The organism is Ralstonia pickettii (assembly GCF_030582395.1).
In the GTDB taxonomy this organism is placed as follows: Bacteria; Pseudomonadota; Gammaproteobacteria; order Burkholderiales; family Burkholderiaceae; genus Ralstonia; species Ralstonia pickettii_D.
In genome coordinates this window covers 959,689-986,640 of sequence record NZ_CP104381.1, presented here as the reverse complement: position 1 = coordinate 986,640, position 26,952 = coordinate 959,689, and the positions used below count along the sequence as shown (strand labels likewise).

Here is a 26,952-nt window from a genome sequence, read left to right as displayed (position 1 = left end):
AATGTCGGCCCATCCTCTTTGCTGCCCGCCCCACCGTCCTGCATGCGCACCATCACATCCTGGGATCTCTTCTGCCGCGTCGTCGACAACTACGGCGATATTGGCGTCTGCTGGCGCCTGGCTCGCCAGCTTGCACAGGAGCACGGCCACACGGTCCGCCTGTGGGTAGACGATCTCCGCTCGTTCGAGAAAATCTGCCCTGCTGTCGACGCAAAGGCCGATGCCCAGCGCGTCTCGGGCGTGGATATTCGCCACTGGGCTGACGACGCGCAGGTCGCCAACCTACTCGCAGCGGACGCTCACCCGACGCTGCACGACGTGGTGATCGGCGCCTTCGCGTGCGCCGTCCCGGAGCCCATGCTGACGCTCATGGCCGAGCGGGCATCCCAGGGATCGGCGCCCGTGTGGATCAATCTGGAATACCTCAGCGCAGAAAATTGGGTGGCAGAACACCACGCGATGCAATCCCCACACGTACGGCTGCCGCTCATCAAGCACTTCTTCTTTCCCGGTTTTGCCCGCAATACCGGCGGCTTACTGCGGGAAGCGCACCTTGGCGCACAACGCAAGACGTTCGAGGCAAGCCCGGCTGCCCATCAGGCTCTGTGGCACCGCCTCGGCGTCGACGATCTGATGCGCGATAACCCCGACGCCCTGCGCGTGAGCCTGTTCGCCTACGCCAACCCGGCGCTGCCGACGCTCGTCGCCCAATGGGAAGCATCGTTCCAGCCGGTGGTCTGCCTGGTCCCCGAAGGATTGGCGGCACAGCAGATCGCCGGCCTCTTTGGCGACGCCGGTGGCGCCCGCACAGGCGCCCGGTGGAAGCGCGGCAACGTCAGCGTGGCCGTTGTGCCGTTTGTGCCGCAGGAGCATTACGACGCGCTGCTCTGGGCGTGCGACATCAATTTCGTACGAGGGGAAGACTCGTTTGTGCGCGCCCAATGGGCACTAAAGCCCTTTGTCTGGCACATCTACCCCCAAAGCGACGACGTGCACCTTACGAAGCTGGACGCCTTTCTGGCCCGCTATACCCCGGCGCTGGAAGCGGCCGACGCTAGCGCGCTGGTTGCCTTCTGGCACGCCTGGAATGGTGCGCCGGCGTCACTCGACTGGAACCAGTTTTCGGCTACGGTGCCTCGCCTGCGCGCACGAGCGGTCACGTGGGAGCAAAGCTTGATGCAACTGGGCGATCTCGCCGCGAATTTGGTGGCATTTTGCGAAAAACAGGTAAAATAGCGGGCTCATCTGTATGCGACCCCCGGCTCTGACCTGGTTCGCGCGGCCCGGAGGGTATCGCGCGGTGCTTCGTTGCTTGGCGCGCATCGAACCCTCTTACTCTCAGGAAATGTGAAATGGCTTTGAAAATCGCGCAAGAACTCCGCGCTGGCAACGTGTTCATGATCGGCAACGACGCAATGGTCGTGCTCAAGACCGAGTACAGCCGTTCGGGCCGTTCGGGCGCCGTCGTCAAGATGAAGTACAAGAACCTGCTGACGGGCGCAGGCGGCGAGTCGGTGTTCAACGCCGACGACAAGATGGACCAAGTCATCCTGGAGAAGAAGGAAGCCGAGTACTCCTACTTCGACGGCTCGATGTACGTGTTCATGGACCCGGTCACGTACGAACAGTACAACGTTGAGCCCGCCGCCATGGGCAGCGCGCTGAACTACCTGCAAGACGGCATGAAGGTCGAAGTGACGTTCTACAACGAGAACGCCATCTCGGTGGAACTGCCGACCACGGTTGTCCGCGAAATTGTCTACACCGAGCCGGCCGTCAAGGGCGACACGTCATCGGGTAAGGTGCTGAAGGCAGCTCGCATCAACGACAACGAAGAATTCGTGATCATGGTGCCGCTGTTCTGCAACATCGGCGAGAAGATCGAAATCGATACGCGTACCGACGAGTACCGTAGCCGCGCCAAGTAAGCTGGCGTCTCGGCAAGAAGAAAGGCTCCCTCGGGAGCCTTTTCTTTTTTCCAGCAGTCTTCTTGGGGTTCCGACGTTACTTGATGAGCTTCGCCTCGCGCAATGTGCGCAGCGCCTGCTTGTAAGCCGATTGTTGCTGCAGCTTTGCCCAGTCCTTTACGGCGCGACCACCAAACAGCCGACGCACGCGCCGCTGCGACGCCTTGCCCATCGGCACATCAAGCTCGCCGAGCAGTTGGTCGGCTTTATCCGGCGCATTGCAGATCAAGACCATGTCGCAGCCCGCCGTGAGCGCTGCTCGCGCACCGTCAACGACCGTGCCTGCAACGCTCGCGCCTTCCATGCTCAGGTCATCGCTGAAAATCACGCCGTCAAAGTTGAAATGCGCGCGCAGCATGTCCTGCAGCCAGAAGCGAGAGAAGCCGGCCGGGTTCGGATCGACCGCTGAATAAATCACGTGGGCCGGCATCACGGATTGCAGGCCGATGCCCATCCAGCCGTAAGGCTGCGCGTCGTCGGCGAGGATGGCCTCCAGCGGACGCTCGTCCACCGGCACGGCGACGTGCGAATCCGCTTGGACGTAGCCGTGACCGGGGAAATGCTTGCCACAGTTGGACATGCCGGCCAGGCGCAGGCCCAGCGTCAAGTGGTTGGCTAGCATCGTGACCACGCGAGGGTCGCGATGGAACGCGCGATCGCCGATCACGCTGCTGCTGCCGTAGTCGAGATCGAGCACGGGCGTGAAGCTGAGGTCGATATCGCACGCGCGCAGTTCTGCGGCCAGTACGTAGCCGCAGGCGGTGGCAGCGCGCGTGGCGGCTAGCACATCGGTGTCCCAGAGCTTGCCCAGCGCGCCCATGGCGGGCAGATGCGTGAAACCGTCGGTCTTGGCGCGCTGCACGCGACCGCCTTCGTGGTCGATGCAAATCAGCACGTCGCTCCGAATCGCGCGAATGGCCTGCGTGAGCGCCGTCAACTGCGCGCGCGATTCAAAGTTGCGCGCAAACAGGATCACGCCGCCCGTCAACGGATGGGCAATGCGCCGAACATCGTCGGGGCCGAGTTCCAGGCCGGCGACATCCAGAACGATCGGGCCGGGGTGCTTCTGCTTCTTGGTTGGAGTCATGCGGAGGATTTCGTTTGCAACTCGGCGACGGCGAATGCGACTGCATAGTCGCGCTCGTCCGTCACACTGATCTGGATATGAAGGCCGTGCTGCGCAATCCAGTCGGCCAGTTCGCCGCTATAGCGCACCACCGGTTGGCCGGAGGGCAGATTGAGCGTCTGTACCGCACGCCATGTCATCGGCCACCGCATGCCCAGGCCGATGGCCTTGGACACGGCTTCCTTGGCGGCAAAGCGGGTGGCAAGAAACGCAAGGCCCCGCCGCTCCGAGCGAGCCTTGCGGGCATGGTAGACACGCAGCTCATCGGGGCCCAGCACCTTTTCGGCGAAACGGCCGTTGGTCCGCTGCATCACGCCTTCAACGCGCTCGATCTGGATGATGTCGGTGCCGATGCCATAAATCGCGCCAGACACCGAGGCGGATGCAGCCTGTTCGTTCATACCGGCATGCCCGGATGTGCGGCCGCCGGCGTGGTGGAAGACAGCCGTGCCGCAACCATGATCGCTTTCATCTCGCGCACCGCGTTCTGCCAGCCGGCAAATACCGCATGCGCAACGACGGCGTGGCCGATATTCAGTTCATGAATGCCCGCGATGGCCGCGATTGGCTGCACGTTCGTGTAGTGGAGGCCGTGACCTGCGTTCACGCGCACGCCCCAGCGGATGCCCTCTTCCACCGCGGTTTCGATGCGGACGAGTTCGGCGCGCAACTCGGCATCGTCGGTCGCTTCGGCGTAGCGGCCCGTGTGCAATTCAATGACCGGGGCGCCCGCAGCGGCGGCGGCCTCGATCTGCGCCGCATCCGGATCGATGAACAGCGAGACGCGGATGCCTGCGTCGGCCAGTTGCTTGCAGGCGGCTTGCACCTTAGCGAAACCGCCCACCACGTCCAAGCCACCTTCAGTGGTCACTTCCTGACGACGCTCGGGCACGAGGCAGACGTCTTGCGGGCCGATATCGCACGCGATGTCGAGCATCTCCTGCGTGACGGCGCACTCCAGGTTCATGCGCGTGCGCAGCTGCGGCCGCAGAGCGCGCACATCGGCGTCCTTGATGTGGCGGCGATCTTCTCGCAGGTGCAGGGTGATGAGATCGGCGCCGGCTTCTTCAGCCAGGAGCGCTGCGGCGACCGGATCCGGATAAGTGGTGCCGCGCGCGTTGCGCAGCGTGGCGACGTGGTCGATGTTGATGCCCAGGTCGATGATTCCCGGCGAGGCATGAAAGATCATAGTTTCTGCAAGTCGATCAGGATCTGGCGCGTCGAAAGCGGCGTGCCATGCAAATGATAATGCAGCAGGAAACGCATCAGGCTGCGGCTTTGCTGCGCGGTCGTCGGGCGTGAACCGTAATCGTCCCGCTCCATGTCTATCAGCGTCTGGCCGCGCAAGATGGGCCAGGACGATGGATCGCTCGGCAGCGTGCGCCGGATGCCTCGCTCAGGGTGATAGACGTATTCGGCATCGGCCTGCACGGGTTCGCCGTCGATACAGCGATCAAGCTGGGCAGCAAAACCGGTCTCACGGAGAAGCACACGTTCGAACGCGCGCAGCGTAAAGGCCGCAGGTTCGCCATGGGCGAGCTTATTGAGCGTTTCAACGTAATGCGCGAAGAGCACCGGGTGGCCGTCTTCGCGGGCGACAAACTTGACGAGCAGTTCGTTCAGATAGAACCCGGACAGCAGTCCCTCCCCGCCCAGCGGCAGCATGCCGCCGACCCACTCGGCACGGGTCAGCGTGCGCACATCGCCGCGGCCGCTCCAGGACAGCGACAGCGGCTGGAAGGTCTGCAGCACCGCACGCAGCGCCGAATGCGGCCGCTTGGCCCCCTTGGCGACCAGCGCCATGCGCCCGTAATCCGGCGTGAAGACATCGATGATGAGGCTGGTTTCCCGATACGGGTAACTGTGCAGCACAAACGCTGGCTGCGCAGCAACACGCGTCTCGGAGCGCCCGGCAGGAAAGCTCTTGCGCGGCGCGGCGCCGGCAACGCCTTCTTCGGCCAGCCATTCCGCGGCTTCGTCCGGAATCGGATCGGATCGTCCCGCCATCGAGCGTGTGTAGAGTGGCCCGGCTCAGTGGTTATTCGTAGCCGTAAGCACGCAGGCCGGCTTCGTTGTCGGCCCAGCCGCTCTTGACCTTGATCCAGACCTCCAGATACACCTTGCCGTCGAACAGTTTTTCCATGTCCATGCGGGCTTCGGTGGAGATCTGCTTGAGCTTGGCGCCCTTAGCACCAATGATCATCGCCTTGTGTGCGTCCCGGTCGACCAGGATGGTCACGAACACGCGGCGCAGGCGGCCTTCGGTTTCGAATTTGTCGACGATGACGGTGCTGGAATACGGCAACTCGTCGCCAGTCCAACGGAAGACCTTCTCGCGAACGATTTCGGCGGCCAGGAAGCGCTCGCTGCGATCGGTCAGCGCTTCGGGGTCGTACATCGGCTCGCCTTCCGGCAGGTACGGGCGCACGATGCCGAGCAGGCGGTCGATGTCGTCGCGGTTCTTGGCCGACATCGGCACAATTTCTGCAAACGGAAACACCTGCGCCATATCCTGCAGGAACACGGCGACCATCTCGGCGCGCGTGTACGCATCGAGCCGGTCGACCTTGTTGACGATCAGAATCACGGGCGTCTCGCGCGGCAGCAGCGAAAGCACCTTTTCGTCGTCCGGGCCGTAGCGGCCGGCTTCGACCACGAACAACACGGCGTCCACCGACGTGAGCGTGGACGTGACGGCGCGGTTCAGCGAACGATTCAGCGCGGTGGCGTGACGTGTCTGGAAGCCCGGCGTATCGACGAAGACGAACTGCGCGTCATCGGTCGTCTGAATGCCCGTGATGCGGTGGCGCGTGGTCTGCGCCTTGCGCGAAGTGATGCTGACCTTCTGGCCCACCAGGGCGTTCATCAGCGTGGATTTGCCAACGTTCGGTCGCCCGACAATGGCGACCATGCCGCAGCGGAACCCCTCCGGCACGCCGGATTCTGGCTGCGGAGGCTGCAATGGGGTGTCGCTCATTTACCTGATTATTCCTTCAACCTGAGAGACAACTGCGGATCGGGCGGCGTAGCCTGCTTGCGCGTCTTGCCGGTGCGCTCGGCGCGGCTGCGCTTGACGAGTTGCGGCACCAGGCGATGCGCTTCTTCCAGGGCCAGCTTGGCCGCCGATTGTTCGGCCGCGCGCCGCGATGCCCCGCTGCCGGAGACGCGAATCTCGAGCTTCGGGATCGAGCACTCGACCTCGAACTGCTGATTATGCGCCGCGCCGTGGGTGGCAACCACCGTGTACAGCGGCAACGCAATCTTGTGACCTTGGAGGTACTCCTGTAACAGCGTCTTGGCATCCTTGCCCAGCGTGCGGGGGTCGACCTGTTCAAGGATCGGGATATAGAGCTTGCGGATCAGCGTCCGAGCCGCATCGAAGCCGCCGTCGAGAAACACCGCCCCGAAAATCGCTTCGAGCGCGTCAGCCAGGATGGAAGGCCGGCGAAAACCACCGCTCTTCAACTCCCCTTCGCCCAGACGCAGGGCATCGGGCAACTGCAACATCTGCGCGATCTCATACAGCGCCTGTTGCTTGACCAAATTGGCCCGCACGCGCGAGAGATCGCCCTCATCCAGCTTGCCGAACATGCCGTAAAGCATGTCGGCGACGGCGCAATTCAGAATCGAATCACCAAGAAATTCCAGGCGCTCATTGTGCATCGCGCTGTGGCTGCGATGGGTGAGCGCCTGCTGCAGCAACTCCGGTTTGCTGAAGCGGTAGCCAAGACGTTGCTGTAGTGCATCCAGACTCATGTCAACGCTGGGTCCCCGAATAGGTGATCACCAGACCGATGGGGCCATACAACGGGACCTCGCGCTTGTACGAGAAACGCACCGCCTGAATGGAGCCGCCGCCGTCCAGCACTTCCAGATCTTCACCTTTGATCGACGTGATGTCGTCGATCGCAGCCTGCTTATCAAACGCGCTGGCCACCTCTTCGCGCGTGCTTGCACGCTCACGCGCCTGCTTCACAGCACGCGTGATGGCTTGGTATTCCATCAGGCTCGGCACAGACCGAATGGCTGGCAGCACAAACGTAATCAGCACGATGATGCCGATCAGGATGCCAAACATGGTAATCCCGCGCGACGGGCGTTTCAGACCGGCCTGACGAATCCGCATTGCATTTCCCCCGTTTTGCAATTGCCGAGTTTTAGTAAGATATCTTTGCGTCACTTATTGGATCAGTGGAAAGCACCGATCCGCTTCAGATCACCCAGATTCATCCAGATGAAGAATGCCTTCCCGACGATGTTCTTGTCCGGCACGAAGCCCCAGTAACGAGAATCCGCGCTGTTGTCGCGATTATCGCCCATCATGAAATAGTGACCTGCAGGTACCTTGCAGGTAAAGCCGGTCTGATTGTATGTGCAGTTTTCGCGGAACGGAAAATCGTCCGGGCCCGAAACATAAGCCGGGCGGTCGGCGTCGTTCAGGATGTTGTGCGTGACGTTGCCCAGCGCCTCCTGGTACTGCTTCGAATACGTCAGGCGTTCACCATCAAGGTAGTCTGACTGCGGCGCGTAGGTGGCCGGCTGGCCGTTCACCGTCAAGCGCTTGTTGTCGTACTTCACCACGTCGCCGGGCACGCCGATCACGCGCTTGATGTAATCCATCGACTCGTCTTTCGGGTAGCGGAAGACCATCACGTCGCCGCGTTGTGGCTCGTTTAGCTCCACGATCTTCTTGTTCACGATCGGCAAGCGAACGCCATACGTGTACTTGTTGACGAGGATGAAGTCGCCGATCTGCAGCGTCGGAATCATCGAGCCCGACGGAATCTTGAACGGTTCAATCACGAACGAGCGCAAGAGGAACACCGCGGCAATCACTGGGAAGAAGCTGGCGGTGTACTCCAGCCACCAAGGCTGGCGCAGCTTGTCTTCGGCCAGTTGCAAACGGGCTGCACCGATGTCACCTCCACCGCCATATTGCGCCTGCACCCGCGCGCGCGCATCAAATTCAGCCAGCGCCGCGGCTGCGGCCGCCTGGCGCTGGCGCTGGAACACGAGCTTGTCAGCCACCCAAGCAATGCCGGTGAGTACGACGAGAACAAACAGAATCAGGGCGAAGTTCATGGAGGAGAGATCGTCCGAGCGAGGTCTGAATTATTTTTCTTCGACGCGCAGGATGGCCAGGAAAGCCTCTTGCGGAATTTCAACGGTACCAACCTGCTTCATGCGCTTCTTGCCCTCTTTCTGCTTCTCGAGGAGCTTCTTCTTGCGCGAAATATCACCGCCGTAGCACTTGGCCAGCACGTTCTTGCGCAGCGCCTTGACGTTTTCGCGGGCGATCACATTGGCGCCAATGGCCGCCTGAATCGCAACGTCATACATCTGGCGCGGAATGATCTCGCGCATCTTGGCAGCCACTTCACGACCGCGGTATGTGCTGTTCGAACGGTGGACGATGATGGACAAGGCATCGACCTTGTCGCCGTTGATTAGGATGTCGACCTTGACCACGTCCGACACGCGGTATTCCTTGAACTCGTAATCCATTGACGCATAACCGCGCGAAACGGATTTCAACCGATCGAAGAAGTCCAGCACGATCTCGCCCATCGGGATTTCGTAGGTCAACTGGACTTGGCGACCGTGGTAGCTCATGTTGATCTGCGAGCCACGCTTCTGCTCGCACAGCGTGATCACAGCGCCCACGTAGTCCTGCGGCATGTACAGATTAACCGTGACGATCGGCTCGAGAATCGCCTCGATCTTGCTCGGGTCCGCCGGCATCTTGGCCGGGTTTTCCACCTGCACCATCGTGCCATCGCGCAGTTGCACCTGATAAACCACCGTCGGCGCGGTGGTGATCAGGTCCATGTCGAACTCGCGCTCCAGGCGCTCCTGCACGATCTCCATGTGCAGCAAGCCGAGGAAGCCGCAGCGGAAGCCAAAGCCCAGTGCCTGCGACACTTCGGGCTCGTACTGGAGCGACGCGTCGTTAAGCTTGAGTTTTTCCAGCGATTCGCGCAGCGCTTCGTACTGGTTTGCTTCCACCGGATACAAGCCCGCAAACACCTGCGGCTTGACTTCCTTGAAGCCCGGCAGCGGGGCGTCCGCCTTGCGCGGCGCCACGTGGGTAATCGTGTCGCCCACCTTGGCAGCCTTCAGTTCCTTGATGCCCGCGATGACGAAGCCCACCTGCCCGGCCGACAGCGATTCACGCGGCATCGACTTCGGCGAAAATACGCCGACCTGCTCCACCAAATGCTGCGCACCGGTTGCCATCAGCAGGACTTTGTCCTTCGCGCGCAGCGTGCCGTTCACCACGCGCACCAGCATCACCACGCCGACGTAGTTGTCGAACCACGAGTCGATGATCAGCGCCTGCAGCGGCGCAGCCGGATCGCCCTTCGGCGCGGGCACTTTGGCGATCAGCGCTTCGAGCACGTCCGCCACGCCCACGCCGGTCTTGGCGGAGCAGCGCGTCGCGTCGGTCGCGTCAATGCCGATCACGTCCTCGATTTCCTGGATCGCATTGTCGGGATCGGCCGCGGGCAAGTCGATTTTGTTGAGCACCGGCACCACTTCCACGCCCAGCTCGATGGCGGTGTAACAGTTGGCGACGGTTTGGGCTTCCACACCCTGAGAGGCGTCAACTACCAGCAGAGCGCCCTCGCACGCGGACAGCGAGCGGCTGACCTCGTAGCTGAAGTCAACGTGTCCGGGGGTATCGATCAGGTTGAGGTTATAGACCTTACCGTCCTGAGCCTTATAAGACAGGGCGGCAGTCTGCGCCTTGATGGTGATGCCGCGCTCCTTCTCGATATCCATCGAGTCCAGCACTTGGGCTTCCATTTCGCGGTCGGAAAGCCCGCCACACAGCTGGATGATGCGGTCGGCCAGCGTCGATTTGCCGTGGTCGATGTGGGCGATGATCGAAAAATTGCGGATATTGTCCATCGAATGCGTCGAAAAGCGCCCATCCCGGGCGCGTCTGCCGGGAGCGCGAGCGGCTTCCGGCATGGCCGGCGCGCATAGGGTGCGTCGGCGGGAGGTATTGGGTTCAAAGCCGAGGTTGCAGCACAAGCATCGTGCAATGCAAAAATCGGCGCTAACAGGCGATTTTACCGGATTTTATTGGGCTTCCCGCGCCTCTTTTTGCGGCAGCGGCGTTACCTCAGCTATGCGCAGTTTGTGCAGCGAGCCATGCCTGCACAGCTTGCACATCGAGAAAGTGGTGGCACAGCTCGCGCGCATCTTCCGGCGGCGTTTCCGGCGCGCCAGTCATCAGAACAGGCACCAATTCATTAAACCGCGTCTCGAGCGCCGGGTCGCTGTCGACGTCAACTTCGTGCAGCACAAAAGAAAAACCGCGCTGGAGTGGCTCCAGCGCGTTTTTCATGTCATCGCACAGATGGCAATACGTGCGTCCGTAGAGTGTGAGTTCGATCACTGGCCACTACCTGACCGGGCCGCGCTCGGACGCAGTGTCACCACCTGGGTGGCGTCGCCGCGACGCACAAACACGGCAACCATGCGGTTCTTGTCGAGCTTGGCGACCACCTCGTTGAACTGCTTGGCGTTGGTGATGTCCGTATCGCCCACGCGCAGGATCAGATCGCCCGGGCGAATGCCTACACGCGCCGCCGGCCCTTCTGACACCTGCACCTCGACGCCACTCTTGGTCTTGAACTCTCGACGCGCGCCGTCAGACAAGTCAGCCACCACCAGCCCCAGTGCGTTCGGCTTGCCCGGGCCCTGCTGGCTGTTATCGGGCTGGGCGCCCTTGGTGCGCTGGGCAACCTTCGTGTCGGCCTGCAACTCGGCGACCATCACGGTCAGATCGCGCGTCGCGCCCTTGCGCCACACCTGCACGGTAGCGCGCGTGCCCGGCTTCGTCTCGCCGACTTGGCGCTGCAGGTCGCCCGCCTTCTCGATATCGCGGCCGTTGTACTTCAAAACGATGTCACCAGCCTCGATGCCGGCCTTGTCCGCAGGCCCACCCGACTCGACATTGCCGACATAGGCGCCGCGCGCACGGCCCAGACCCAGCGACTCTGCTGCGTCCTTCGGCACGTTGTCGATTGCCACGCCGATGCGGCCCCGCGTCACGCGGCCCGTTGCCTTCAACTGCTCAGCCACGCGCATCGCCTCGTCGATCGGGATCGAGAACGAGATGCCCATGTAGCCCCCGCTCTGGCTGTAGATCTGGTTGTTGATGCCGATCACCTCACCACGCAGGTTGATCAGCGGGCCGCCCGAGTTGCCTGGGTTGACAGCCACATCGGATTGGATGAACGGCAGGTAGTCGCCGGTATCGCGTCCCTTGGCCGAAACAATGCCCGCCGTCACCGTATTGTCGAGGCCAAACGGAGACCCAATCGCAAGCACCCACTCGCCAACGCGCACCTTGTCGGAATCGCCGAGCTTGAGGCTGGGCAACCCCGTCGCCTCCACCTTGACGAGCGCTACATCGGTGCGTTTGTCCAGGCCGATCAGCTTGGCTTTGTACTCGCGTTTGTCGATCAGCGTGACGTAGATGGTTTCCGCGCCTTCCACCACATGCGCGTTGGTCAGGATGTAGCCGTCACCCGAGATGATGAAGCCGGAACCGACGCCACGGCTCTGCTCCTCTTCCTGTTGGGGCGGCGCGTTGCGACGTTTCTGGCCCTGCCCGGGCATGCCAGGCATCGGCACACCAAAGAAGCGGCGGAAGAACTCGGCCATGTCATCATCGTTCGGACCACCCTGCTGCATACGGACCTTTTCGGTCGTGCGGATGTTGACGACAGCGGGGCTGACTTTCTCGACCAGATCGGCAAAATCGGGAAGGCCATACGTGCCCGTAGCCACGCTACCCGTGGCGTTCTGGGCGTGGGCGGGCGTCAGCGCGCTCCCGACCGCCACGGCGGCGGCAACGCACAGTAGACGCAAAGCGTGAACGGATCGAGCGGTACGCATGAAGGCTCCCCGGGGCAAAAACAGATAGAAATATGGGATCGCAGCGGCCGCGCCGCGCGTCCACGGCAGACGCCGGCTGCGGCTACTGTGGCGCGCCGACAGGCTTGTTGGTCGCGTTGGCGGACACCGGCTTGTAGTCGACTGCTGCGCCAAACTGCTTGATGGTAGCAAACGGAACTTCGCCTACCACGGTCAGCCAGAAATCGGCAACACGTCGCACCATTACATGCGTGGCCCCTTGCGAGATAAAGCCCTCGCGACGCGTGCGTTTATCCGACACCGGCTCAATGAAGAGCGACAGCCCTGCGAGCCCGTCACTGAACACGACCTGCTGGACCTCGAACCCAGAAGCGTTCTTGCCGGCCGGCGCAACGTCGCCCAGCGGACGGCGAACCTCACGGATTTTCTGGAAGCCCTTGACGGGGTTGCCGATCGTCCAGCCTTGCTCGGCCAGGTTGGTCGGCTGCGTCACGATCTCGTACTGATTCCAGCCGTTCAGGTTCTTGAACGCAGCTACGATCTTCTGCTTTTCCGACGGCACACCCAATTCCACTTGCGAGAACGCGACCTGCTCAAGCACCTTGCCGTCTTCACCGATGGTCTGGGCACGCATGAGCAAACCACTGTTGCGCTCCGCCCAGATACGGTAGGCATAGCGGTAGCCGTCCTTCGGATCGAGCTGGAAGACTTCGCAATCCATGCCCGCGACGCGCTCCGTCGGTAGATGGCGCATGTCGTATTGATCGAGCACATCGCCATTGGTGGTGGCGAGCAGCGCGGGGAAGCTGTCCTTGTGCTCCTGCTTCTCCGTCACAACGAGTTTGACGTCGTAAATCAGGTTCCGGACGACGTCATTCTGGCGCAGCATTTCGCGCTGCTTGCCGTCCAGCGCTTCGACGCGCTCGTACTCATTATTGAAGAGATCGGAGTAATGCTGGATGCGGGTGGAGTGCATGCCGGTGCCACGCTGATACGTCAGCGTGCCGACATAGTTCTGCTTGAGCGCCGCGCGATGGATTTTGGCGAGCCAGGAGGCGGCCTCCTTGCGCGGCATGGGATCGGGCTGCGGCTGAGCAGCAGTCGCCAGCGCCGAAACACACAGAAGAAGAAAAACCGACCGACGAACGGCCTGCAGCTTGCGGGCGCCTGCCCCGGCAACGGGGTGCCACACCTTCGACATGGATGCCCGCATTATTCCTGATTGGAGTCCTGGGTGTTCGCCACCCCGTTGGCCACTGCACGCAGATAAGGAACCACCATACCGTTGGTCGCCGACTGGCGGTGAGCGCTCAAGTATTCGTCCAGACGGGCATCACGGATCATTGGCGTATCGTCGGTTGCCGCCACGGTCAGCGCCTGCGCGCCGCCGCCCTGCGTCGCTTTGGCGACCAACGCTGGAGAGCCGTCGGCACCATCGGCAGGACCGCGCAACTGCGGCACGACAACCCAGCTAACGGCCGCCACCGCCGCCGCCACCGCGGTCGTCGGCATGATGCGGCGGACCCAAGCGGGGCTGACCAGGAAGCGGTGCCTCTGCTGGGCTTTCGCGCGCTGTGCCACAGCCGGCACCAGCAGATGCGGCTCAGCGTCGAGCTTGGCCGAGAACCGGCTGACGAAATCTTCTGAGGAAAGCGTGTTCAGAAGATCTTCCGACCGGAGCACGTCTCCGATCAGTTGATATTCGCGCCAATGCGCAGCGCCCTCACCATCCTTGGCGAGCTCGACCGCAGACGACACCTCGTGCGCCGCGACTTCGCCGTCCATCAAAGCAGAGATGCGCTGCGCGAACTCCGCTTCTGCTGTTTGCAATTGAGCCTGACCCATTTCCCGACCCCAAAAACTCCAACGTCCAATCAACGATCCGAGAGAAGACTTCCCGAGGTTTCACCGTTTGCAGCCGCATGCGGCCGCCGGCTTGTCATATCGGCTGGCTACCACCGTTTGCCCTCCACTGTTCCCAGCAGGGGGCGCAATTTCTCGGCAATCGCCTCGCGCGCCCGGAAAATGCGGGACCGGACCGTGCCGATCGGGCATTCCATTGCCTCAGCGATTTCCTCATAGCTCAGACCCTCGATCTCCCGCAGTGTGATTGCAGTACGCAATTCTTCGGGCAGCGCTTCCATTGCACGGTTGACCGTTTCGGCCACCTGCTTGGTGTGCAGCATGGAGTCCGGCGTATTGATATCCCTTAGTAGCTCACCGTCGGCAAAAGTTTCAGCCTCTTCGGTGTCGATGTCGCTGGACGATTCAGGGCGCCGACCCTGCGTCGCTAGGTAATTCTTCGCCGTGTTGACGGCGATGCGATACAGCCACGTATAGAACGCGGATTCCCCCCGGAACTGGGGCAACGCACGGTAGGCCTTGATAAAGGCATCCTGTGCCACATCCTCGACTTCGGCCGGGTCACGGATCAGGCGGGAGACGAGCCGAATGATCTTCCGGTGATACTTGACCACCAGCAGTTCAAACGCTCGCTTATCGCCTTGCTGGACGCGCTCGACGAGGATCTGGTCGGCTTCGCGTTCGCTCACGGATTCTTCACCTGCAGTGTATCGCCTTGAATTTATGTGACTCGGAAACGTTGTATTTTACCTACGACACACCGGACACCTGGGAAACCAGCCGCGGGGGCCCCAGGCGCAACAGACTTCGCATACGACGTAGCGTCCTGGCGGAAAACCAGGGCGGCATCAGCACAATAATCTGTGGACACCACCCGCGTCGCGCGACCCCAAGGACCAAGACGCGCTCACCAAGTGGCCATGACCATAGCAGAGGCGCATTTTGGACCGCTTTTGACGCTTTCAATCGGACCTGCCACACGGCTTGCCCCGGCTCTCCGTCCTCTTTGAGACGAGCGCGCCACATCAGTTCCATTGCGAGCGGTGAACGGTTCACCATCAAGGGAACGCAGGCAGCCATCGTCGACCCGGTGATGACGCCCCAGGTAAACCAAGGCAATGCGGCGCCCCATGCCTTGATCGCCCACAACACCACCGCGCAGACAAGAACAGCCATGCCGAATCGGCTGATCGCGCATAACCGCCGATACGGCGCTGGAAAGAGAAGGAGCTGAATAACCAAGGCAAAAAAGGAAGCGGCACGCGCCCTGGGGCGAAGTGCCGCTCTGCCTTACGGGCGCTTGAACACCAGCGTACCGTTCGTCCCGCCGAAGCCGAAGTTGTTCTTCACGGCCACGTCGATCTTCATGTCCCGCGCGGTGTTCGCGCAGTAATCCAGATCGCACTCGGGGTCTTGGTTGAAAATGTTGATGGTCGGCGGCGATACCTGATTATGCAGCGCGAGCACCGTAAACACCGACTCCAAACCGCCCGCGCCACCCAGCAAGTGACCGGTCATAGACTTTGTGGAGTTCACGACGATCTTGGCCGCGTGATCGCCAAAAGCCGCCTTGATGGCTTCGGATTCGTTCTTGTCGCCGAGCGGCGTGGACGTGCCGTGCGCATTCAGGTAATGCACCTGATCTGCGTTCATGCCGGCATCGCGCAGTGCGTTCAGCATGCAGCGGCGAGGGCCGTCCATGTTCGGTGCCGTCATATGGAAAGCGTCACCGCTCATGCCGAAGCCGGCAACTTCTGCGTAAATCGTGGCGCCGCGAGCCTTTGCCGACTCGTATTCTTCCAGCACCATCACCCCCGCACCTTCGCCAAGGACGAAGCCGTCGCGGTCCTTGTCCCAGGGACGGGAGGCCGTAGCCGGATCATCGTTGCGCGTCGACAGCGCACGGGCGGCAGCAAAGCCACCAATGCCCAGCGGCGAAACGGTCGATTCGGCACCGCCGGCCACCATTGCGTCGGCATCGCCCGCCTGGATGAGGCGCACGGCCAGCCCAATGCTATGCAGACCGGTCGTGCAAGCCGTGACGGCCGCCAGATTCGGCCCCTTCAGGCCAAACATGATGCTCAGATGGCCGGAAATCATGTTGATGATCGAACCCGGCACGAAGAACGGGGAAATACGGCGAGGACCGCGATCGACGTAGGTCTGGTGCGTATCTTCGATCATCGGCAGGCCGCCGATACCGGAACCGACCAGCACGCCGATGCGCTCCGCATTGGCTTCGGTCACTTCCAGCCCGCTGTCCTTGAGCGCCTGCACGCCGGCAGCAATGCCGTAATGGATGAACGTATCCATGTTGCGGGCTTCCTTCGCCGGGATGTATTCCTCGGCGTTGAAACCCTTCACCTCACCGGCGAAATGGACGGCCAGGTTCGACGGATCGAATTTGGTGATGGTGGCGATCCCGGACTTGCCGGCGACCAGATTGGCCCACCCCTCGGCGACCGAGTTCCCTACCGGAGAGACCAGCCCCAGGCCGGTTACGACTACGCGACGACGGCTCACTATGCTTTCCTGCAACTCTGTATCAGCGACAAAGGCCACAGAAAACGCGCCACCCGGTCAAACCGGACAACCGCCCTTTCTGTGGCCCGCGATGTCAAGAGATCGATTGACGCTTACGCCTTGACGTGGGCGGTCGCGTAATCGATGGCTTGCTGCACCGTGGTGATCTTCTCGGCTTCTTCGTCCGGGATTTCCATACCGAACTCATCTTCCAGAGCCATCACCAGCTCAACCGTATCGAGCGAATCCGCGCCCAGATCGTTCACGAACGACGATTCGTTCTTGATGTCTGCTTCGGCCACGCCGAGTTGCTCAGCAACGATCTTCTTAACGCGTGCGTCGATGTTGTCCATTTAACCCTCCAGGGAAGTATTCGACAAAAAGTGCGCGCATTCTAGCAGGTTTGCGCGACGAAAAACCGCGCCGGAAACCATGCAAAAAATGCGCCAAACATGAAGCTAAAAGCCAGTTAAATCGGCGATCGCACAGGATTTGCACATGCGCAAGACTCTGCACTCTCACCGCCGGGACGGCTTCCTTATCCCATGTACATGCCGCCGTTGACGTGCAGCGTCGAGCCTGTAATGTAGCCTGCCGCCGGTGACGCAAGGAAGGCAACCGCGCTGGCGATATCCTCGGGGGCGCCGAGGCGGCCCAACGGAATCTGCGCCTTCAGCGCGGTATGTTGCTCTTCGGACAGGACCTTCGTCATGTCAGTGTCGATAAAGCCCGGCGCGATACAGTTCACGGTGATGTTACGACTGCCGATCTCACGAGCCAGTGCGCGGGCCATGCCCTCGACGCCGGCCTTGGCTGCGGCGTAGTTTGCCTGACCCGGGTTGCCAGCGGAACCCACGACCGACGTGATGTTGATGATGCGGCCACCACGCGCCTTCATCATGGGACGCAGCACGGCGCGGGACAGGCGGAACACGGCGGAGAGGTTCGTATCAATGACCGACATCCATTCCTCGTCCTTCATCCGCATCGCGAGGTTGTCCTGCGTGATGCCGGCATTGTTGACGAGAATGTTCAGGCCACCGTGCGTCTTGATGGTTTCGTCGATGACGGCTTCGCAACGCGCAGCGTCATTCACGTTGAGCACCACGCCCGTACCTTTCACACCGGCTTCGGCAAAGTAAGCCGTGATGGCTTGTGCGCCGGCTTCAGACGTGGCCGTACCCACCACCGTTGCGCCCTGACGGGCCAGTTCCAACGCGATGGCACGACCGATGCCGCGCGAGGCGCCGGTAACGAACGCAACCTGGTTGTTCAATGCTTGGGTCATACGAATCCCGTTGATTATTTGAGTTGGCCCAGCACAGCTTCCAGCGACGCCGGATCAAAGATCGCGTCCCCGACGATCTCGCCATCGATACGCTTGACCAGGCCGGCCAGCACCTTGCCCGGGCCGCATTCGACCACGCGGGTGATACCCTCACCCTTCATCTTCTGGACGGTCTCGACCCAGCGCACCGGCGATGCTGCCTGGCGCACCAGCGCGTCCTTGATGGCAGCCGGGTCACTCACCACGGCCACATCCACATTGTTGATGACGGGGATCACCGGGGCATTGACCGTCACGTTGGCGAGATACTCGCGAAGGCGATCCGACGCTGGCTTGAGCAGCGACGAGTGGAACGGTGCCGACACCGGCAGCGGCAGCGCACGCTTAGCGCCCTTGGCCTTAGCGATTTCGCAAGCCTTCTCGACGGCCGCCTTGGCGCCGGCGATCACGACTTGGGCAGGGGCATTGAAGTTGACCGCTTCGACCACGCCCGCAACGGAAGCTTCGGCGCATGCGGCCCGCACGTCGTCGTCCGACAGGCCGAGGATGGCAGCCATCCCGCCCTCGCCCACTGGCACGGCTTCCTGCATCGCCTTGGCGCGGAAGCGCACCACCGGCACGGCGTCTTTGAACGCGATGGCGCCTGCGGCGACCAGCGCCGAATACTCGCCCAGGCTATGCCCCGCCACGACGGTCGGCGTCGGGCCGCCAGCAGCTTGCCATGCGCGATAGACGGCAACAGCGGCCGTCAGCATGACGGGCTGCGTGTTGGTGGTCAGATTCAGCTCTTCAGCCGGGCCTTCGGCAATCAGCTTGCCGATGTCCTGGCCCAGCGCGTCGGACGCCTCTGCTAGCGTGGCCGCCACGGCCGGATGATCGGCAAACGCGTTGAGCATGCCGACCGATTGCGAACCCTGGCCAGGGAAGACGAAAGCGAATGTCATGGCTCGTATTGTTCGTTCTGGAAATTCGTCGATCAGAAGCGCAGCAGCGCGGCGCCCCAGGTAAAGCCGCCGCCCACGCCTTCGAGCATCACGTGCTGGCCGCGCTGGATGCGGCCATCGCGCACAGCAACGTCGAGCGCCAGCGGAATCGAGGCCGCAGACGTGTTGCCATGCTCATCGACGGTCACGATCAGGCGCTCGTTCGAGAGGCCCAGCTTCTTGGTCGTGCCCTGCATGATGCGGATATTGGCCTGATGCGGAATGAGCCAGTCGACTTGCGAAGCATCGAGTTCGGCAGCGGCCAATGCTTCGCGGGCAACCTTGTCGAGCACAGTCACGGCCAGCTTGAAAACGGCCTGGCCATCCATGTACAGGAAGGCGCTGCCTTGGATTGCGCCTGCCGCCACGTTGCCCGGCACGCACAGGATGTTGGCGTGGCTGCCATCAGCATGCAGCGCGGTCGACAGGATGCCGGGCTCGTCAGAAGCTTGCAGCACCACAGCCCCCGCGCCGTCGCCAAACAGTACGCACGTGGTGCGATCACTGAAATCGATGATGCGTGAGAAGACCTCCGAGCCAACTACCAGCACGTTGCGGTAAGCACCCGAGCGGATGAATTTGTCGGCGGTCGCAAGTGCGTAGACAAAGCCGGAACACACGGCCTGTACGTCGAACGCAGCGCACCCATTGGTGATGCCGAGCTTTTGCTGCACCAGGCACGCCGTGCTCGGGAACACAAAATCCGGCGTGGACGTCGCCACCAGGATCAGGTCGAGCTCGGATCGATTGATACCAGCGGCTTCGATCGCACGTTCAGCGGCCTTCACGGCGAGGTCGCTGCACGCAACATCAGGTTCAGCGAAATGACGCGCTCGGATCCCGCTGCGCGAGACGATCCATTCGTCGCTCGTCTCGATACCCTTTTCGGCCAGCTGGGCCGCCAGTTCGTCATTGGTGACCCGCTTGGGCGGCAGGTAGCTGCCCGTACCGATGATCCTTGCGAAACGTGTCATGTGCGGTGGGGTGAAATCTGACTCGGGGGCGACGCGATCAAGCAGCGTCGGCGGCCGGAGCGGAAGTGGAGACCGGCGCAGCGCCCGCTGCGTCATGGTGCGATTCGAACGCCTGCGCAATGCGGGCGATCACGCCGTTGGCCGCGGCGTCGTAGGCACGCTTGATGGCCCATTCGAACGCGTAGGCGTCGGCCGAGCCGTGGCTCTTGATGACCAGACCACGCAGACCGAGCAGCGCGGCGCCATTGTAGCGCCGATGATCGACGCGCCGTTTGAAACGCGTCAGCACCGGCAGCGCCACGACAGCAAGCAACTTGGTGAACCACGAGCGGCTGAACTCCTGGCGCAGCATCTCACCGATCATCTTGGCCAAGCCTTCGGTACTTTTGAGCGCCACGTTGCCGACAAACCCATCGCAAACAACGATGTCGGTCGTGCCCTTGAAGATGTCGTTGCCTTCAACGTTGCCGAAGAAGTTGAGATCGGAGGCGCGCAGCAGCTCACCCGCCTGCTTGACGACCTCGTTACCCTTGATGACTTCCTCGCCGATGTTCAGCAGGCCGACCGTCGGGCGAGGCTTCTGCTCAACCACCGACACCATCGCCGAGGCCATCTGCGCGAATTGCAGCAGGTGCTCGGGCTCGCAGTCGGCGTTGGCGCCAAGATCCAGCACGGTGGTGCCGGCGCCCTTCTCGTTCGGGATGGCCGTGGCGATCGCCGGGCGGTCAATCCCGTCCAACGTCTTGAGAACGTAGCGGGACACGGCCATCAACGCGCCGGTGTTGCCGGCGGAGACGCACGCTTGAGCGGCGCCGTCCTTGAGCTGATTGATGGCCACGCGCATTGAAGAATCTTTCTTCTTGCGCAGCGCGACCTCGACCGGATCGTCCATCGACACCACCTCGGAGGCGGGGACGACGTGGACGCGCGGGTTCGCGGTGGCGTGGAGTCGCTTGAGCTGCGCCGCGATGGCATCGGGCTGCCCGACGAGCAGCATTTCGACGTCTTCGTGTGCGGCGAGAAAATGGATCGCTGCAGGGATTGTCACGCCAACGCCGTGATCGCCACCCATGCAGTCGATGGCAAGCTTGATGGTCATGCGAGTCTGAGTTGCGGTTTCACGTGCGGCTCCGGCCGTTGGCGCGCGTATGGTACACAAACCCGTACACGCATTGCCGAATTTCGCTCAACAAAAAAGCGGCAAATTGGCTTGCCGCTTTTTCGCTTGCATCATGAACCTGTGCGTTCAGACCAACCCAACACGCTTGCCAGAAAACTGGCAAATCGCATCAGTCGTTCTTGGTCTTCACGACCTTGCGGCCACGATAGTAGCCGTTCGGGCTCACGTGGTGACGCAGGTGCACTTCGCCGGTGGTCGGCTCGACAGCGATCGGGGCCGCCGTCAGGAAATCGTGCGAACGATGCATGCCGCGCTTGGACGGCGACTTCTTGTTTTGTTGAACAGCCATGACTGACTCCTAAGCAATTTGATCGATTTTATCACATCACACGGAGCCGGAGCGTAGCCATTCCGGTAGGCGTGTGAAACGTACTTCCATCAGCGCGCGCAATACCCGCGCACGCCTAATGTTTGGTCTTCAGGTTGGCCAGCACCGCGAACGGCGACGGCTTCTTTTCGGCTTCAGCCTCTTCCGGCAACACCTCATCCGGACAGACGGCATGACGCGGCGACACCGGCAACGCCAGCAACAGCTCATCCTCGATCTGCGTGATCAGATCAAAGTGTCGCGAGCCGACGATCACGTCAGCCTCGTCGTCGTCCAGCGGAGCGGCGTCTGCCTCGGCTTCCGAACGCATGACTTCCAGGCGCGTGCGCACCGGGAGCGGTTGCTCGTACGCTTTGAGGCATCGCTGGCATTGCAGCCAAACTGCACCCTCCACTTCCAGATCCACGAAGAGACGCTGGCGCGGCAACTGGCCCGCGGTAGCCTCCTCGCGCACCAGACCCTGCAAGTGCCAACTGAACTGCGTGCTGGCGTCAGCGGGGGCATCGGCGGCTTGCTCGGCCAGCAGGCGAGGCATCTCGGTCAGAGAGACCGTACCGCTTGCTGGCTCACCCGCGCGAATGAACGCGAAAAGATCGAATGTATGAAAATCCACGAATCGAACCTGTCGAACGCGTTGCTGTTGGTGCGCAAACCGGATCAACCTCCTGCAGCACCGCATGACACCTTGCGCCTGGGCGCCCGGTTTGCGACACTGCGCGGCCAATCCGCGAAACGCGGGATTATAGCGGGCAGAAACCTCTGGCGTCAAAAGGTTTTGCTCAAAATCCACTGCATCTTCAAGCACTTATGACTTCTGCATCGCGTCCGCCGCTCATTCTGGCCTCCAGCTCACCATATCGGAGGGAATTGCTCGAACGCCTGCGCCTGCCGTTTGAGATCGTGGTGCCGAACATTGATGAGACGCCCGCCCCGGAAGAGTCACCGGACCAGACCGCCCTGCGCCTGGCCCGGCAGAAGGCAGAGAAGGTGGCGGCAGACTATCCGGGCGCGCTGGTCATCGGCTCCGACCAGGTCGCGACGCTTGATGGCAGGCAGGTCGGCAAACCGGGGGACCACGCCCGCGCACTGGCGCAGCTGCACTGGATGCGTGGACGCACCGTCACATTCCATTCAGCGTTGTGCCTGTACGACGGCCGGACCGGGCACCACCAGAGCGAGGACATCCGCACGCTGGCGACCTTCCGCGATCTTTCCGATGAGGAGTTGGACGCCTACTTGCATTTAGAACACCCGTACGACGTTGCCGGGAGCGCCAAATCGGAAGGCCTCGGCATCGCCCTGCTCGAGCGCGTCGAGTCGTCGGACCCGACCGCGCTGGTCGGTCTGCCGCTGATCGCCCTGACCAGCATGCTGCGCAACGTCCACTACCCGCTCTTCGCCTGAACCATGGCCGGTACGCTTTACCTCATTCCGAATACGCTGGGCTCGCGCGATGCGGCCGACCCGCTGCCTGACGTGATTCCGGCCGGCGTGCAACAGATCACCGCGCAGCTCGACTATTTCGTCGCCGAACACGCCAAGACGGCGCGTGCGCTGCTCAAGAAGCTGGCCGAGACGACGCCGCTGGCACGCCCGCTGCAGGAAATCACCATTCGCGAACTGAACGTCAAAACGCCGGAATCGGAGCTGGAAGCGCTGCTGGCGCCGGTGGTTGCCGGGCAGGACGCGGGGCTGATGTCGGAAGCCGGTGTGCCGGCGGTTGCCGATCCGGGCGCGAATCTCGTGCGTCTCGCGCACCGACGCGGCGTGCGCGTAAAACCGCTGGTGGGGCCAAGTTCGATTCTGCTGGCGGTGATGGCGTCCGGCCTGAACGGCCAGAGCTTTGCATTCAACGGCTATCTGCCGGTCGATGCGGCCGAGCGCAAGACCAAGCTTCGCGCGCTCGAACAGCTTTCACGCTCAGCCGCCCAAACACAGGTGTTCATTGAAACGCCCTACCGCAATGGCGCGTTGCTCGAGGCCATCCAGGGCGGCTGCGCGCCGAGTACGCTGCTGTCGATTGCAGTGGATCTGACTCTGCCCAGCGAGCAGGTTGTTACGCTGCCCGTGAGCGACTGGCGCGCCGACCGCATGAACCTGCACAAGCGGCCGGCGATTTTCTCGCTGCTGGCGCGATAGCGCGCTTATTCCTTCATCAAGAGCTTGAGCTGGCCCGTCGCGGCCAGCGCTTTCACCGCGCCAGCGCCCATTGCCGTGCCGAGCTTGCGTGCCACGCGCGAGGCGAAGTTTTCCTTGACGGTGTAGTCGACCACGTCCGGCGCCTTGATGACGCTGCGCGCGACAAAATCTGCACTGCCGATCGCGTCAGCCAGCCCAAGATCGACAGCCTTGGCGCCCGTCCAGAACAGGCCGGTGAATAGCGTCGGATCATCCTTCAGACGGTTGCCGCGCCCCTGCTTCACCACGTCGATGAACTGCTGGTGCACCTGGTCCAGCATCTCCTGCGCGTATTGCTTCTGCTGCGGCGACACGGGGGAAAACGGATCGAGCATTCCCTTGTTCGAGCCGGCTGTAAGCAGACGGCGCTCCACACCCACCTTGTCCATCAGGCCCGTGAATCCGAAACCGTCCATGAGCACGCCGATCGAACCTACGATGCTGGCCTTGTCGACGTAGATTTTGTCGGCAGCGGCAGCCACGTAATACCCGCCTGACGCGCACATTTCCTCCACCACCACGTACAACGGAATCTTCTTGTACTTGGCCCGCAGCCGGCGCATTTCATCGTTGATCATGCCCGCCTGCACCGGCGAGCCGCCCGGCGAATTGATCTTCAGGATCACACCGACTGTGTTGTCGTCTGCAAACGCCGCCTGCAATGAGGCGTTGATGTTCTCCGCGCTGGCGTTCGTGTTGGCCGCAATTTCCCCGTCGAGCGTGACAACGGCTGTATGGCGGCCCGTGCTGACGGTTTCGCCTTCCAGGCTGGCGAACGCATAGATGAGGATCCCAATCAGGCCGAGCGTCACGAAGCGGAAAAAGATCCGCCAGCGACGCGCGGCCCGTTGCTCGCGGACAGTTGCCATCAGGACTTTTTCGAGCACTTCCCGCTCCCAGCCGCCGGCCTGCGCGGACGCTGCCGGCGCAGATGCCGATGTCGCCTTGCCTGCTGCCGGGTTGCGCAATTCGGCTTCGAGCGGATGATCCGCATGCTGGGTGACCTCCAGCGCTTCTGGTTTGCCTGCACCCTCGTTGGGGGTGTCTTCGGGCCCTTTCGGCGGAATCGAGTCGGTCATAAACAAAAAAGAAAAGCGGTCGAGAAGAAGAACTGCGCTGCTACGCAGAAGGCGTTGGTTCCGGCGCGGACACTGGCGCCCGGAATAGCGCATCCGGCTGCCACCAGACTGCGCCGTCGCGTTCAGCGACCTCTAGCTTGGACAAATGTGAGCCCCGGCATGGGCCCCCGACGCACCGCCCAGTATCCGGTTCGTAAATGGCGCCATGCGTTGCGCACATCAAATACAGGCCGGAGCTTTCGAAAAACTGGCCTTCCTGCCAGTCCATTTCCATCGGCACGTGTGCGCACTGGTTCAGATAACCATGGGCCTCCCCGGCGTAGCGGACGACGAACGCGCTGACGAGCCGCCCTCGCACCTCCACCTGAAACCGGACACCTAAGCCGCCATCTTCCAACGCTGCGCTTTCACATACACGAACGGGCTCGACCATGTCAGGCATGTTGCGTCAGCCAATTGTGTAAATCCGGAACCGACTTGGCGCTATACAACGGCGTAAGCGAATCCAGCACATCAGCAGGATGCGCGCCATATGTCACAGCTACGCCAGCCGCGCCTGCATTGGCAGCCATCTGCAGATCGTGCGTCGTGTCGCCGATCATCAACGTGCGCTCGACGTCCATGCCGAGATCGCGAGTAAGTTCGAGCAGCATCGCGGGGTGGGGCTTGGAAAACGTCTCATCGGCGCAGCGCGTGTTATCGAAGACGCCGGTCAGATTCGTGGCTTCCATCGCACGTTGCAGGCCCACACGGGACTTGCCCGTTGCCACAGCCAGCAGATAATTCTGGCGGCGCAGCGCGTCCAGCATTTCGCGTACCCCCGGAAACAGCACCAGATGCGCGTCGCGACTGAGGTAATGAAAGCGATACCGATCGGCCAGCTTCCCGTAGTCGGCCGGATCGAGGGTTGGGACGGCATATTCCAGCGCGTCCCGCAGGCCAAGGCCGATCACGTGGCTAGCTCGCGCATCGTCGGGCACCGGCAAGTCAAGATCCCGGCATGCAAGCTGGATTGACCGGGTGATGGCCGACGTTGAATCCATCAACGTGCCATCCCAATCGAAGACGATCAGATCAAAGCGTTGCTGCGGCATCGGGATCGAAGCTCTGGAAAGCGTTAAGGAAGTCGGTGCACTCGGCGGGCAGCGGCGCACTAAACGTGACGATTTCGCCGCTTTGTGGGTGCGTTAGCTGCAGCCGATGGGCATGCAAGAACATCCGTCCCAGCCGCGGCGAAGCATTCGCGCGGGACAGCGCCTTGTTCAGGGCGAAATCGCCGTACTTGTCGTCGCCCAGGATCGGGAAACCCGCGTGCGCCAAATGCACACGGATCTGGTGCGTGCGCCCCGTCTTCAGTTCCGCTTCCAGCAAGGTGTACGGACCAAACACGCCGACCTTGTTGAAGATCGTGTGCGCCGCCTGCCCATCGGCCTGCACGCGCACGCGGCGCTCGCCTTCCGGCGTGGTGTGTTTATGCAGTGGCGACTTGATATGTTGACGTTTGTGCGGCCAGACGCCTTTCACAGCCGCAAAGTACCGCTTGTCGAGCTGGCCTTCGCGAATCTGCTCGTGCAACGCCACCAGCGCGGAACGTTTTTTTGCAAGTAGCAGCACGCCCGAGGTTTCGCGGTCCAAGCGGTGCACCAGCTCAAGAAATTTCGCGTCCGGGCGCGACTGGCGCAACTGTTCGATCACCCCGAACGCTACCCCCGAGCCGCCGTGCACGGCCACCCCGGCGGGCTTATCGATGACGAGAAGATGCGTATCTTCGTGGAGGATCGTAAATTCTGCTGCCGGCACCGTGCGCGCGGCCTCTGTCTGCTGCGCAATCCGCAGCGGCGGAATACGCACCAAATCACCGAGTTTCAGCCGGTACTCCGCATCGATGCGGCCCTTGTTAACCCGCACCTCGCCGGAACGCAGGATGCGGTAAATATGGCTCTTGGGCACGCCCTTGGCCAAGCGCATCAAAAAATTGTCGATGCGCTGGCCTTCGGCTTCTTCACCGATTTCGACATAGGCGACTGACTTCCCGTCGAGTGCGTCGCCGAGTGTGCCATGTCCGGCCTGTTGAATGCGGCCATCAAATGGATGGCGTAACTCATTCATTTTCAATATAATTTTCTCGCTGGACAGTCGTTTATGTGCCAGCAACAGCCGGTCGGAACGAAACAACAGGTATTGTACACAGCCACCGTTTCGGTCCGGAACGTGCCGATCTATCGCCCACTTGTGTTACAAAGCTAATCTCGTGGCCGGATGTATCGGCACGAAAGCAGCACGCACCGCTGTCCCATCGCGCAAGACGTGAACCAAAGATCACGTCGGCAACGTCGGCCAGCGTAGAACGAGCAGCTGGTAGAACAGAATTCAAAGGCGGGCGCCACATGGTCATCCATACGGCGCCCGCTTGGTGAAAGAAGCCCTTGCCGCACCAGACTGGTGCCGGCCGGCTGAATATCCGGTTACCGCGTTGCCACGGCGGTCCGGCGGCAAAACTCTAAAAAGCAGCACGCCGCCCGATTCGCCCCGCCGCGGGTTTCGTCCGGACAGGCCGTCCGTCAATTCGCT

31 protein-coding genes are annotated in these 26,952 nt (G+C 62.0%); 5 read left to right on the top strand and 26 right to left on the bottom strand.

The annotated features are described in order from the left end of the window. Window positions 1-42: 42 nt before the first annotated feature. Together earP and efp are read left to right on the top strand one after the other, a co-directional pair. Window positions 43-1,236 (top strand): elongation factor P maturation arginine rhamnosyltransferase EarP, encoded by a 1,194-nt coding sequence (gene earP / locus N5B55_RS04610; RefSeq protein ID WP_304539760.1) that lies wholly within the window; start codon window positions 43-45, stop codon window positions 1,234-1,236. 122 nt (window positions 1,237-1,358) lie between these two features. Next, window positions 1,359-1,928: an elongation factor P gene (gene efp / locus N5B55_RS04605; protein WP_027677743.1), complete on the top strand. Its 570-nt coding sequence runs from the start codon at window positions 1,359-1,361 to the stop codon at window positions 1,926-1,928. Between the two features lie 76 nt (window positions 1,929-2,004). On the opposite strand, the gene nagZ is transcribed toward efp, so the two are convergent. The 22 genes from nagZ to N5B55_RS04495 all read right to left on the bottom strand — a co-directional run bounded on the left by nagZ (window position 2,005) and on the right by N5B55_RS04495 (window position 21,737). Then, window positions 2,005-3,054 carry a beta-N-acetylhexosaminidase gene (nagZ, locus tag N5B55_RS04600; RefSeq protein ID WP_065857445.1) on the bottom strand — a complete coding sequence of 350 codons (1,050 nt, stop codon included), beginning with the start codon at window positions 3,052-3,054 and terminating at the stop codon, window positions 2,005-2,007. Next, window positions 3,051-3,494 carry a holo-ACP synthase gene (gene acpS / locus N5B55_RS04595; RefSeq protein ID WP_009238519.1) on the bottom strand — a complete coding sequence of 148 codons (444 nt, stop codon included), beginning with the start codon at window positions 3,492-3,494 and terminating at the stop codon, window positions 3,051-3,053. Before acpS ends, nagZ begins: the two co-directional genes overlap by 4 nt. Then, window positions 3,491-4,282 carry a pyridoxine 5'-phosphate synthase gene (pdxJ, locus tag N5B55_RS04590; protein ID WP_304539274.1) on the bottom strand — a complete coding sequence of 264 codons (792 nt, stop codon included), beginning with the start codon at window positions 4,280-4,282 and terminating at the stop codon, window positions 3,491-3,493. Before pdxJ ends, acpS begins: the two co-directional genes overlap by 4 nt. After that, entirely contained in the window at window positions 4,279-5,100 is an 822-nt protein-coding gene (gene recO, locus N5B55_RS04585) for a DNA repair protein RecO (protein WP_065857444.1), read from the bottom strand. The genes pdxJ and recO overlap by 4 nt, the downstream gene beginning before the upstream one ends. Window positions 5,101-5,131: 31 nt before the next feature. Continuing rightward, entirely contained in the window at window positions 5,132-6,070 is a 939-nt protein-coding gene (gene era / locus N5B55_RS04580; protein WP_004635627.1) for a GTPase Era, read from the bottom strand. A gap of 8 nt (window positions 6,071-6,078) precedes the next feature. Beyond that, window positions 6,079-6,849: a ribonuclease III gene (gene rnc / locus N5B55_RS04575; RefSeq protein ID WP_009238523.1), complete on the bottom strand. Its 771-nt coding sequence runs from the start codon at window positions 6,847-6,849 to the stop codon at window positions 6,079-6,081. A 1-nt stretch (window position 6,850) separates the two neighbouring features. After that, window positions 6,851-7,219 carry a DUF4845 domain-containing protein gene (locus N5B55_RS04570; protein ID WP_065857443.1) on the bottom strand — a complete coding sequence of 123 codons (369 nt, stop codon included), beginning with the start codon at window positions 7,217-7,219 and terminating at the stop codon, window positions 6,851-6,853. Window positions 7,220-7,281: 62 nt separating this feature from the next. After that, on the bottom strand, window positions 7,282-8,175 hold the full coding sequence (gene lepB, locus N5B55_RS04565; RefSeq protein ID WP_304539273.1) for a signal peptidase I: 894 nt from the start codon (window positions 8,173-8,175) through the stop codon (window positions 7,282-7,284). Between the two features lie 30 nt (window positions 8,176-8,205). Continuing rightward, window positions 8,206-10,005: a translation elongation factor 4 gene (gene lepA, locus N5B55_RS04560; protein ID WP_154207269.1), complete on the bottom strand. Its 1,800-nt coding sequence runs from the start codon at window positions 10,003-10,005 to the stop codon at window positions 8,206-8,208. A gap of 217 nt (window positions 10,006-10,222) precedes the next feature. Beyond that, the gene (locus N5B55_RS04555) at window positions 10,223-10,498 is read right to left on the bottom strand and encodes a glutaredoxin family protein (protein ID WP_065857441.1); all 276 of its coding nucleotides are present in this window, start codon (window positions 10,496-10,498) and stop codon (window positions 10,223-10,225) included. Then, window positions 10,495-12,006, bottom strand: a complete 1,512-nt coding sequence (locus N5B55_RS04550) for a DegQ family serine endoprotease (protein WP_304539272.1) — start codon at window positions 12,004-12,006, stop codon at window positions 10,495-10,497. The genes N5B55_RS04555 and N5B55_RS04550 overlap by 4 nt, the downstream gene beginning before the upstream one ends. A gap of 82 nt (window positions 12,007-12,088) precedes the next feature. Further along, window positions 12,089-13,186 carry a MucB/RseB C-terminal domain-containing protein gene (locus N5B55_RS04545; protein ID WP_304539271.1) on the bottom strand — a complete coding sequence of 366 codons (1,098 nt, stop codon included), beginning with the start codon at window positions 13,184-13,186 and terminating at the stop codon, window positions 12,089-12,091. Between the two features lie 11 nt (window positions 13,187-13,197). Next, a complete protein-coding gene (locus N5B55_RS04540; RefSeq protein ID WP_304539270.1) occupies window positions 13,198-13,830 on the bottom strand; it encodes a sigma-E factor negative regulatory protein in 633 nt (210 codons plus the stop codon). Between the two features lie 107 nt (window positions 13,831-13,937). After that, window positions 13,938-14,537: an RNA polymerase sigma factor RpoE gene (gene rpoE, locus N5B55_RS04535; RefSeq protein WP_004635646.1), complete on the bottom strand. Its 600-nt coding sequence runs from the start codon at window positions 14,535-14,537 to the stop codon at window positions 13,938-13,940. Window positions 14,538-15,138: 601 nt separating this feature from the next. Next, window positions 15,139-16,371 carry a beta-ketoacyl-ACP synthase II gene (gene fabF / locus N5B55_RS04530; protein WP_304539269.1) on the bottom strand — a complete coding sequence of 411 codons (1,233 nt, stop codon included), beginning with the start codon at window positions 16,369-16,371 and terminating at the stop codon, window positions 15,139-15,141. A gap of 113 nt (window positions 16,372-16,484) precedes the next feature. Further along, window positions 16,485-16,724, bottom strand: a complete 240-nt coding sequence (gene acpP, locus N5B55_RS04525) for an acyl carrier protein (RefSeq protein WP_004635650.1) — start codon at window positions 16,722-16,724, stop codon at window positions 16,485-16,487. 185 nt (window positions 16,725-16,909) lie between these two features. Further along, the gene (gene fabG / locus N5B55_RS04520; protein ID WP_304539268.1) at window positions 16,910-17,659 is read right to left on the bottom strand and encodes a 3-oxoacyl-ACP reductase FabG; all 750 of its coding nucleotides are present in this window, start codon (window positions 17,657-17,659) and stop codon (window positions 16,910-16,912) included. 14 nt (window positions 17,660-17,673) lie between these two features. Beyond that, a complete protein-coding gene (gene fabD, locus N5B55_RS04515) occupies window positions 17,674-18,603 on the bottom strand; it encodes an ACP S-malonyltransferase (protein WP_304539267.1) in 930 nt (309 codons plus the stop codon). A gap of 32 nt (window positions 18,604-18,635) precedes the next feature. After that, window positions 18,636-19,616 (bottom strand): beta-ketoacyl-ACP synthase III, encoded by a 981-nt coding sequence (locus N5B55_RS04510; RefSeq protein ID WP_304539266.1) that lies wholly within the window; start codon window positions 19,614-19,616, stop codon window positions 18,636-18,638. 37 nt (window positions 19,617-19,653) lie between these two features. After that, window positions 19,654-20,715, bottom strand: a complete 1,062-nt coding sequence (gene plsX / locus N5B55_RS04505; protein ID WP_065857427.1) for a phosphate acyltransferase PlsX — start codon at window positions 20,713-20,715, stop codon at window positions 19,654-19,656. A 190-nt stretch (window positions 20,716-20,905) separates the two neighbouring features. Next, window positions 20,906-21,085, bottom strand: a complete 180-nt coding sequence (rpmF, locus tag N5B55_RS04500; protein WP_009238536.1) for a 50S ribosomal protein L32 — start codon at window positions 21,083-21,085, stop codon at window positions 20,906-20,908. A gap of 115 nt (window positions 21,086-21,200) precedes the next feature. After that, complete coding sequence (locus tag N5B55_RS04495; RefSeq protein ID WP_304539265.1) at window positions 21,201-21,737, bottom strand: YceD family protein; 537 nt, start codon at window positions 21,735-21,737, stop codon at window positions 21,201-21,203. Here N5B55_RS04495 and N5B55_RS04490 point away from each other — a divergent pair. Genes N5B55_RS04490 through N5B55_RS04480 form a run of 3 tightly spaced genes read left to right on the top strand, consistent with a single transcriptional unit; the run spans window position 21,726 to window position 23,263 of the window. Then, on the top strand, window positions 21,726-21,935 hold the full coding sequence (locus tag N5B55_RS04490) for a hypothetical protein (protein ID WP_304539264.1): 210 nt from the start codon (window positions 21,726-21,728) through the stop codon (window positions 21,933-21,935). The two genes, N5B55_RS04495 and N5B55_RS04490, sit on opposite strands and share 12 nt — an antisense overlap. Continuing rightward, window positions 21,932-22,528, top strand: a complete 597-nt coding sequence (locus N5B55_RS04485) for a Maf-like protein (protein ID WP_304539263.1) — start codon at window positions 21,932-21,934, stop codon at window positions 22,526-22,528. Before N5B55_RS04490 ends, N5B55_RS04485 begins: the two co-directional genes overlap by 4 nt. Window positions 22,529-22,531: 3 nt before the next feature. Further along, window positions 22,532-23,263, top strand: coding sequence for an SAM-dependent methyltransferase (locus tag N5B55_RS04480; RefSeq protein ID WP_304539262.1), 732 nt, complete (start codon window positions 22,532-22,534; stop codon window positions 23,261-23,263). Between the two features lie 5 nt (window positions 23,264-23,268). On the opposite strand, the gene N5B55_RS04475 is transcribed toward N5B55_RS04480, so the two are convergent. The 4 genes from N5B55_RS04475 to N5B55_RS04460 are packed head-to-tail and all read right to left on the bottom strand — an operon-like array spanning window position 23,269 to window position 26,490. Next, window positions 23,269-24,381, bottom strand: coding sequence for a S49 family peptidase (locus N5B55_RS04475; protein ID WP_304539261.1), 1,113 nt, complete (start codon window positions 24,379-24,381; stop codon window positions 23,269-23,271). Window positions 24,382-24,421: 40 nt separating this feature from the next. Beyond that, complete coding sequence (locus tag N5B55_RS04470; RefSeq protein WP_154207259.1) at window positions 24,422-24,823, bottom strand: Rieske (2Fe-2S) protein; 402 nt, start codon at window positions 24,821-24,823, stop codon at window positions 24,422-24,424. Continuing rightward, on the bottom strand, window positions 24,816-25,475 hold the full coding sequence (locus N5B55_RS04465) for an HAD-IA family hydrolase (RefSeq protein WP_065857414.1): 660 nt from the start codon (window positions 25,473-25,475) through the stop codon (window positions 24,816-24,818). Before N5B55_RS04465 ends, N5B55_RS04470 begins: the two co-directional genes overlap by 8 nt. Further along, window positions 25,456-26,490 carry an RluA family pseudouridine synthase gene (locus tag N5B55_RS04460; protein WP_304539759.1) on the bottom strand — a complete coding sequence of 345 codons (1,035 nt, stop codon included), beginning with the start codon at window positions 26,488-26,490 and terminating at the stop codon, window positions 25,456-25,458. Before N5B55_RS04460 ends, N5B55_RS04465 begins: the two co-directional genes overlap by 20 nt. Window positions 26,491-26,952 lie beyond the last annotated feature (462 nt).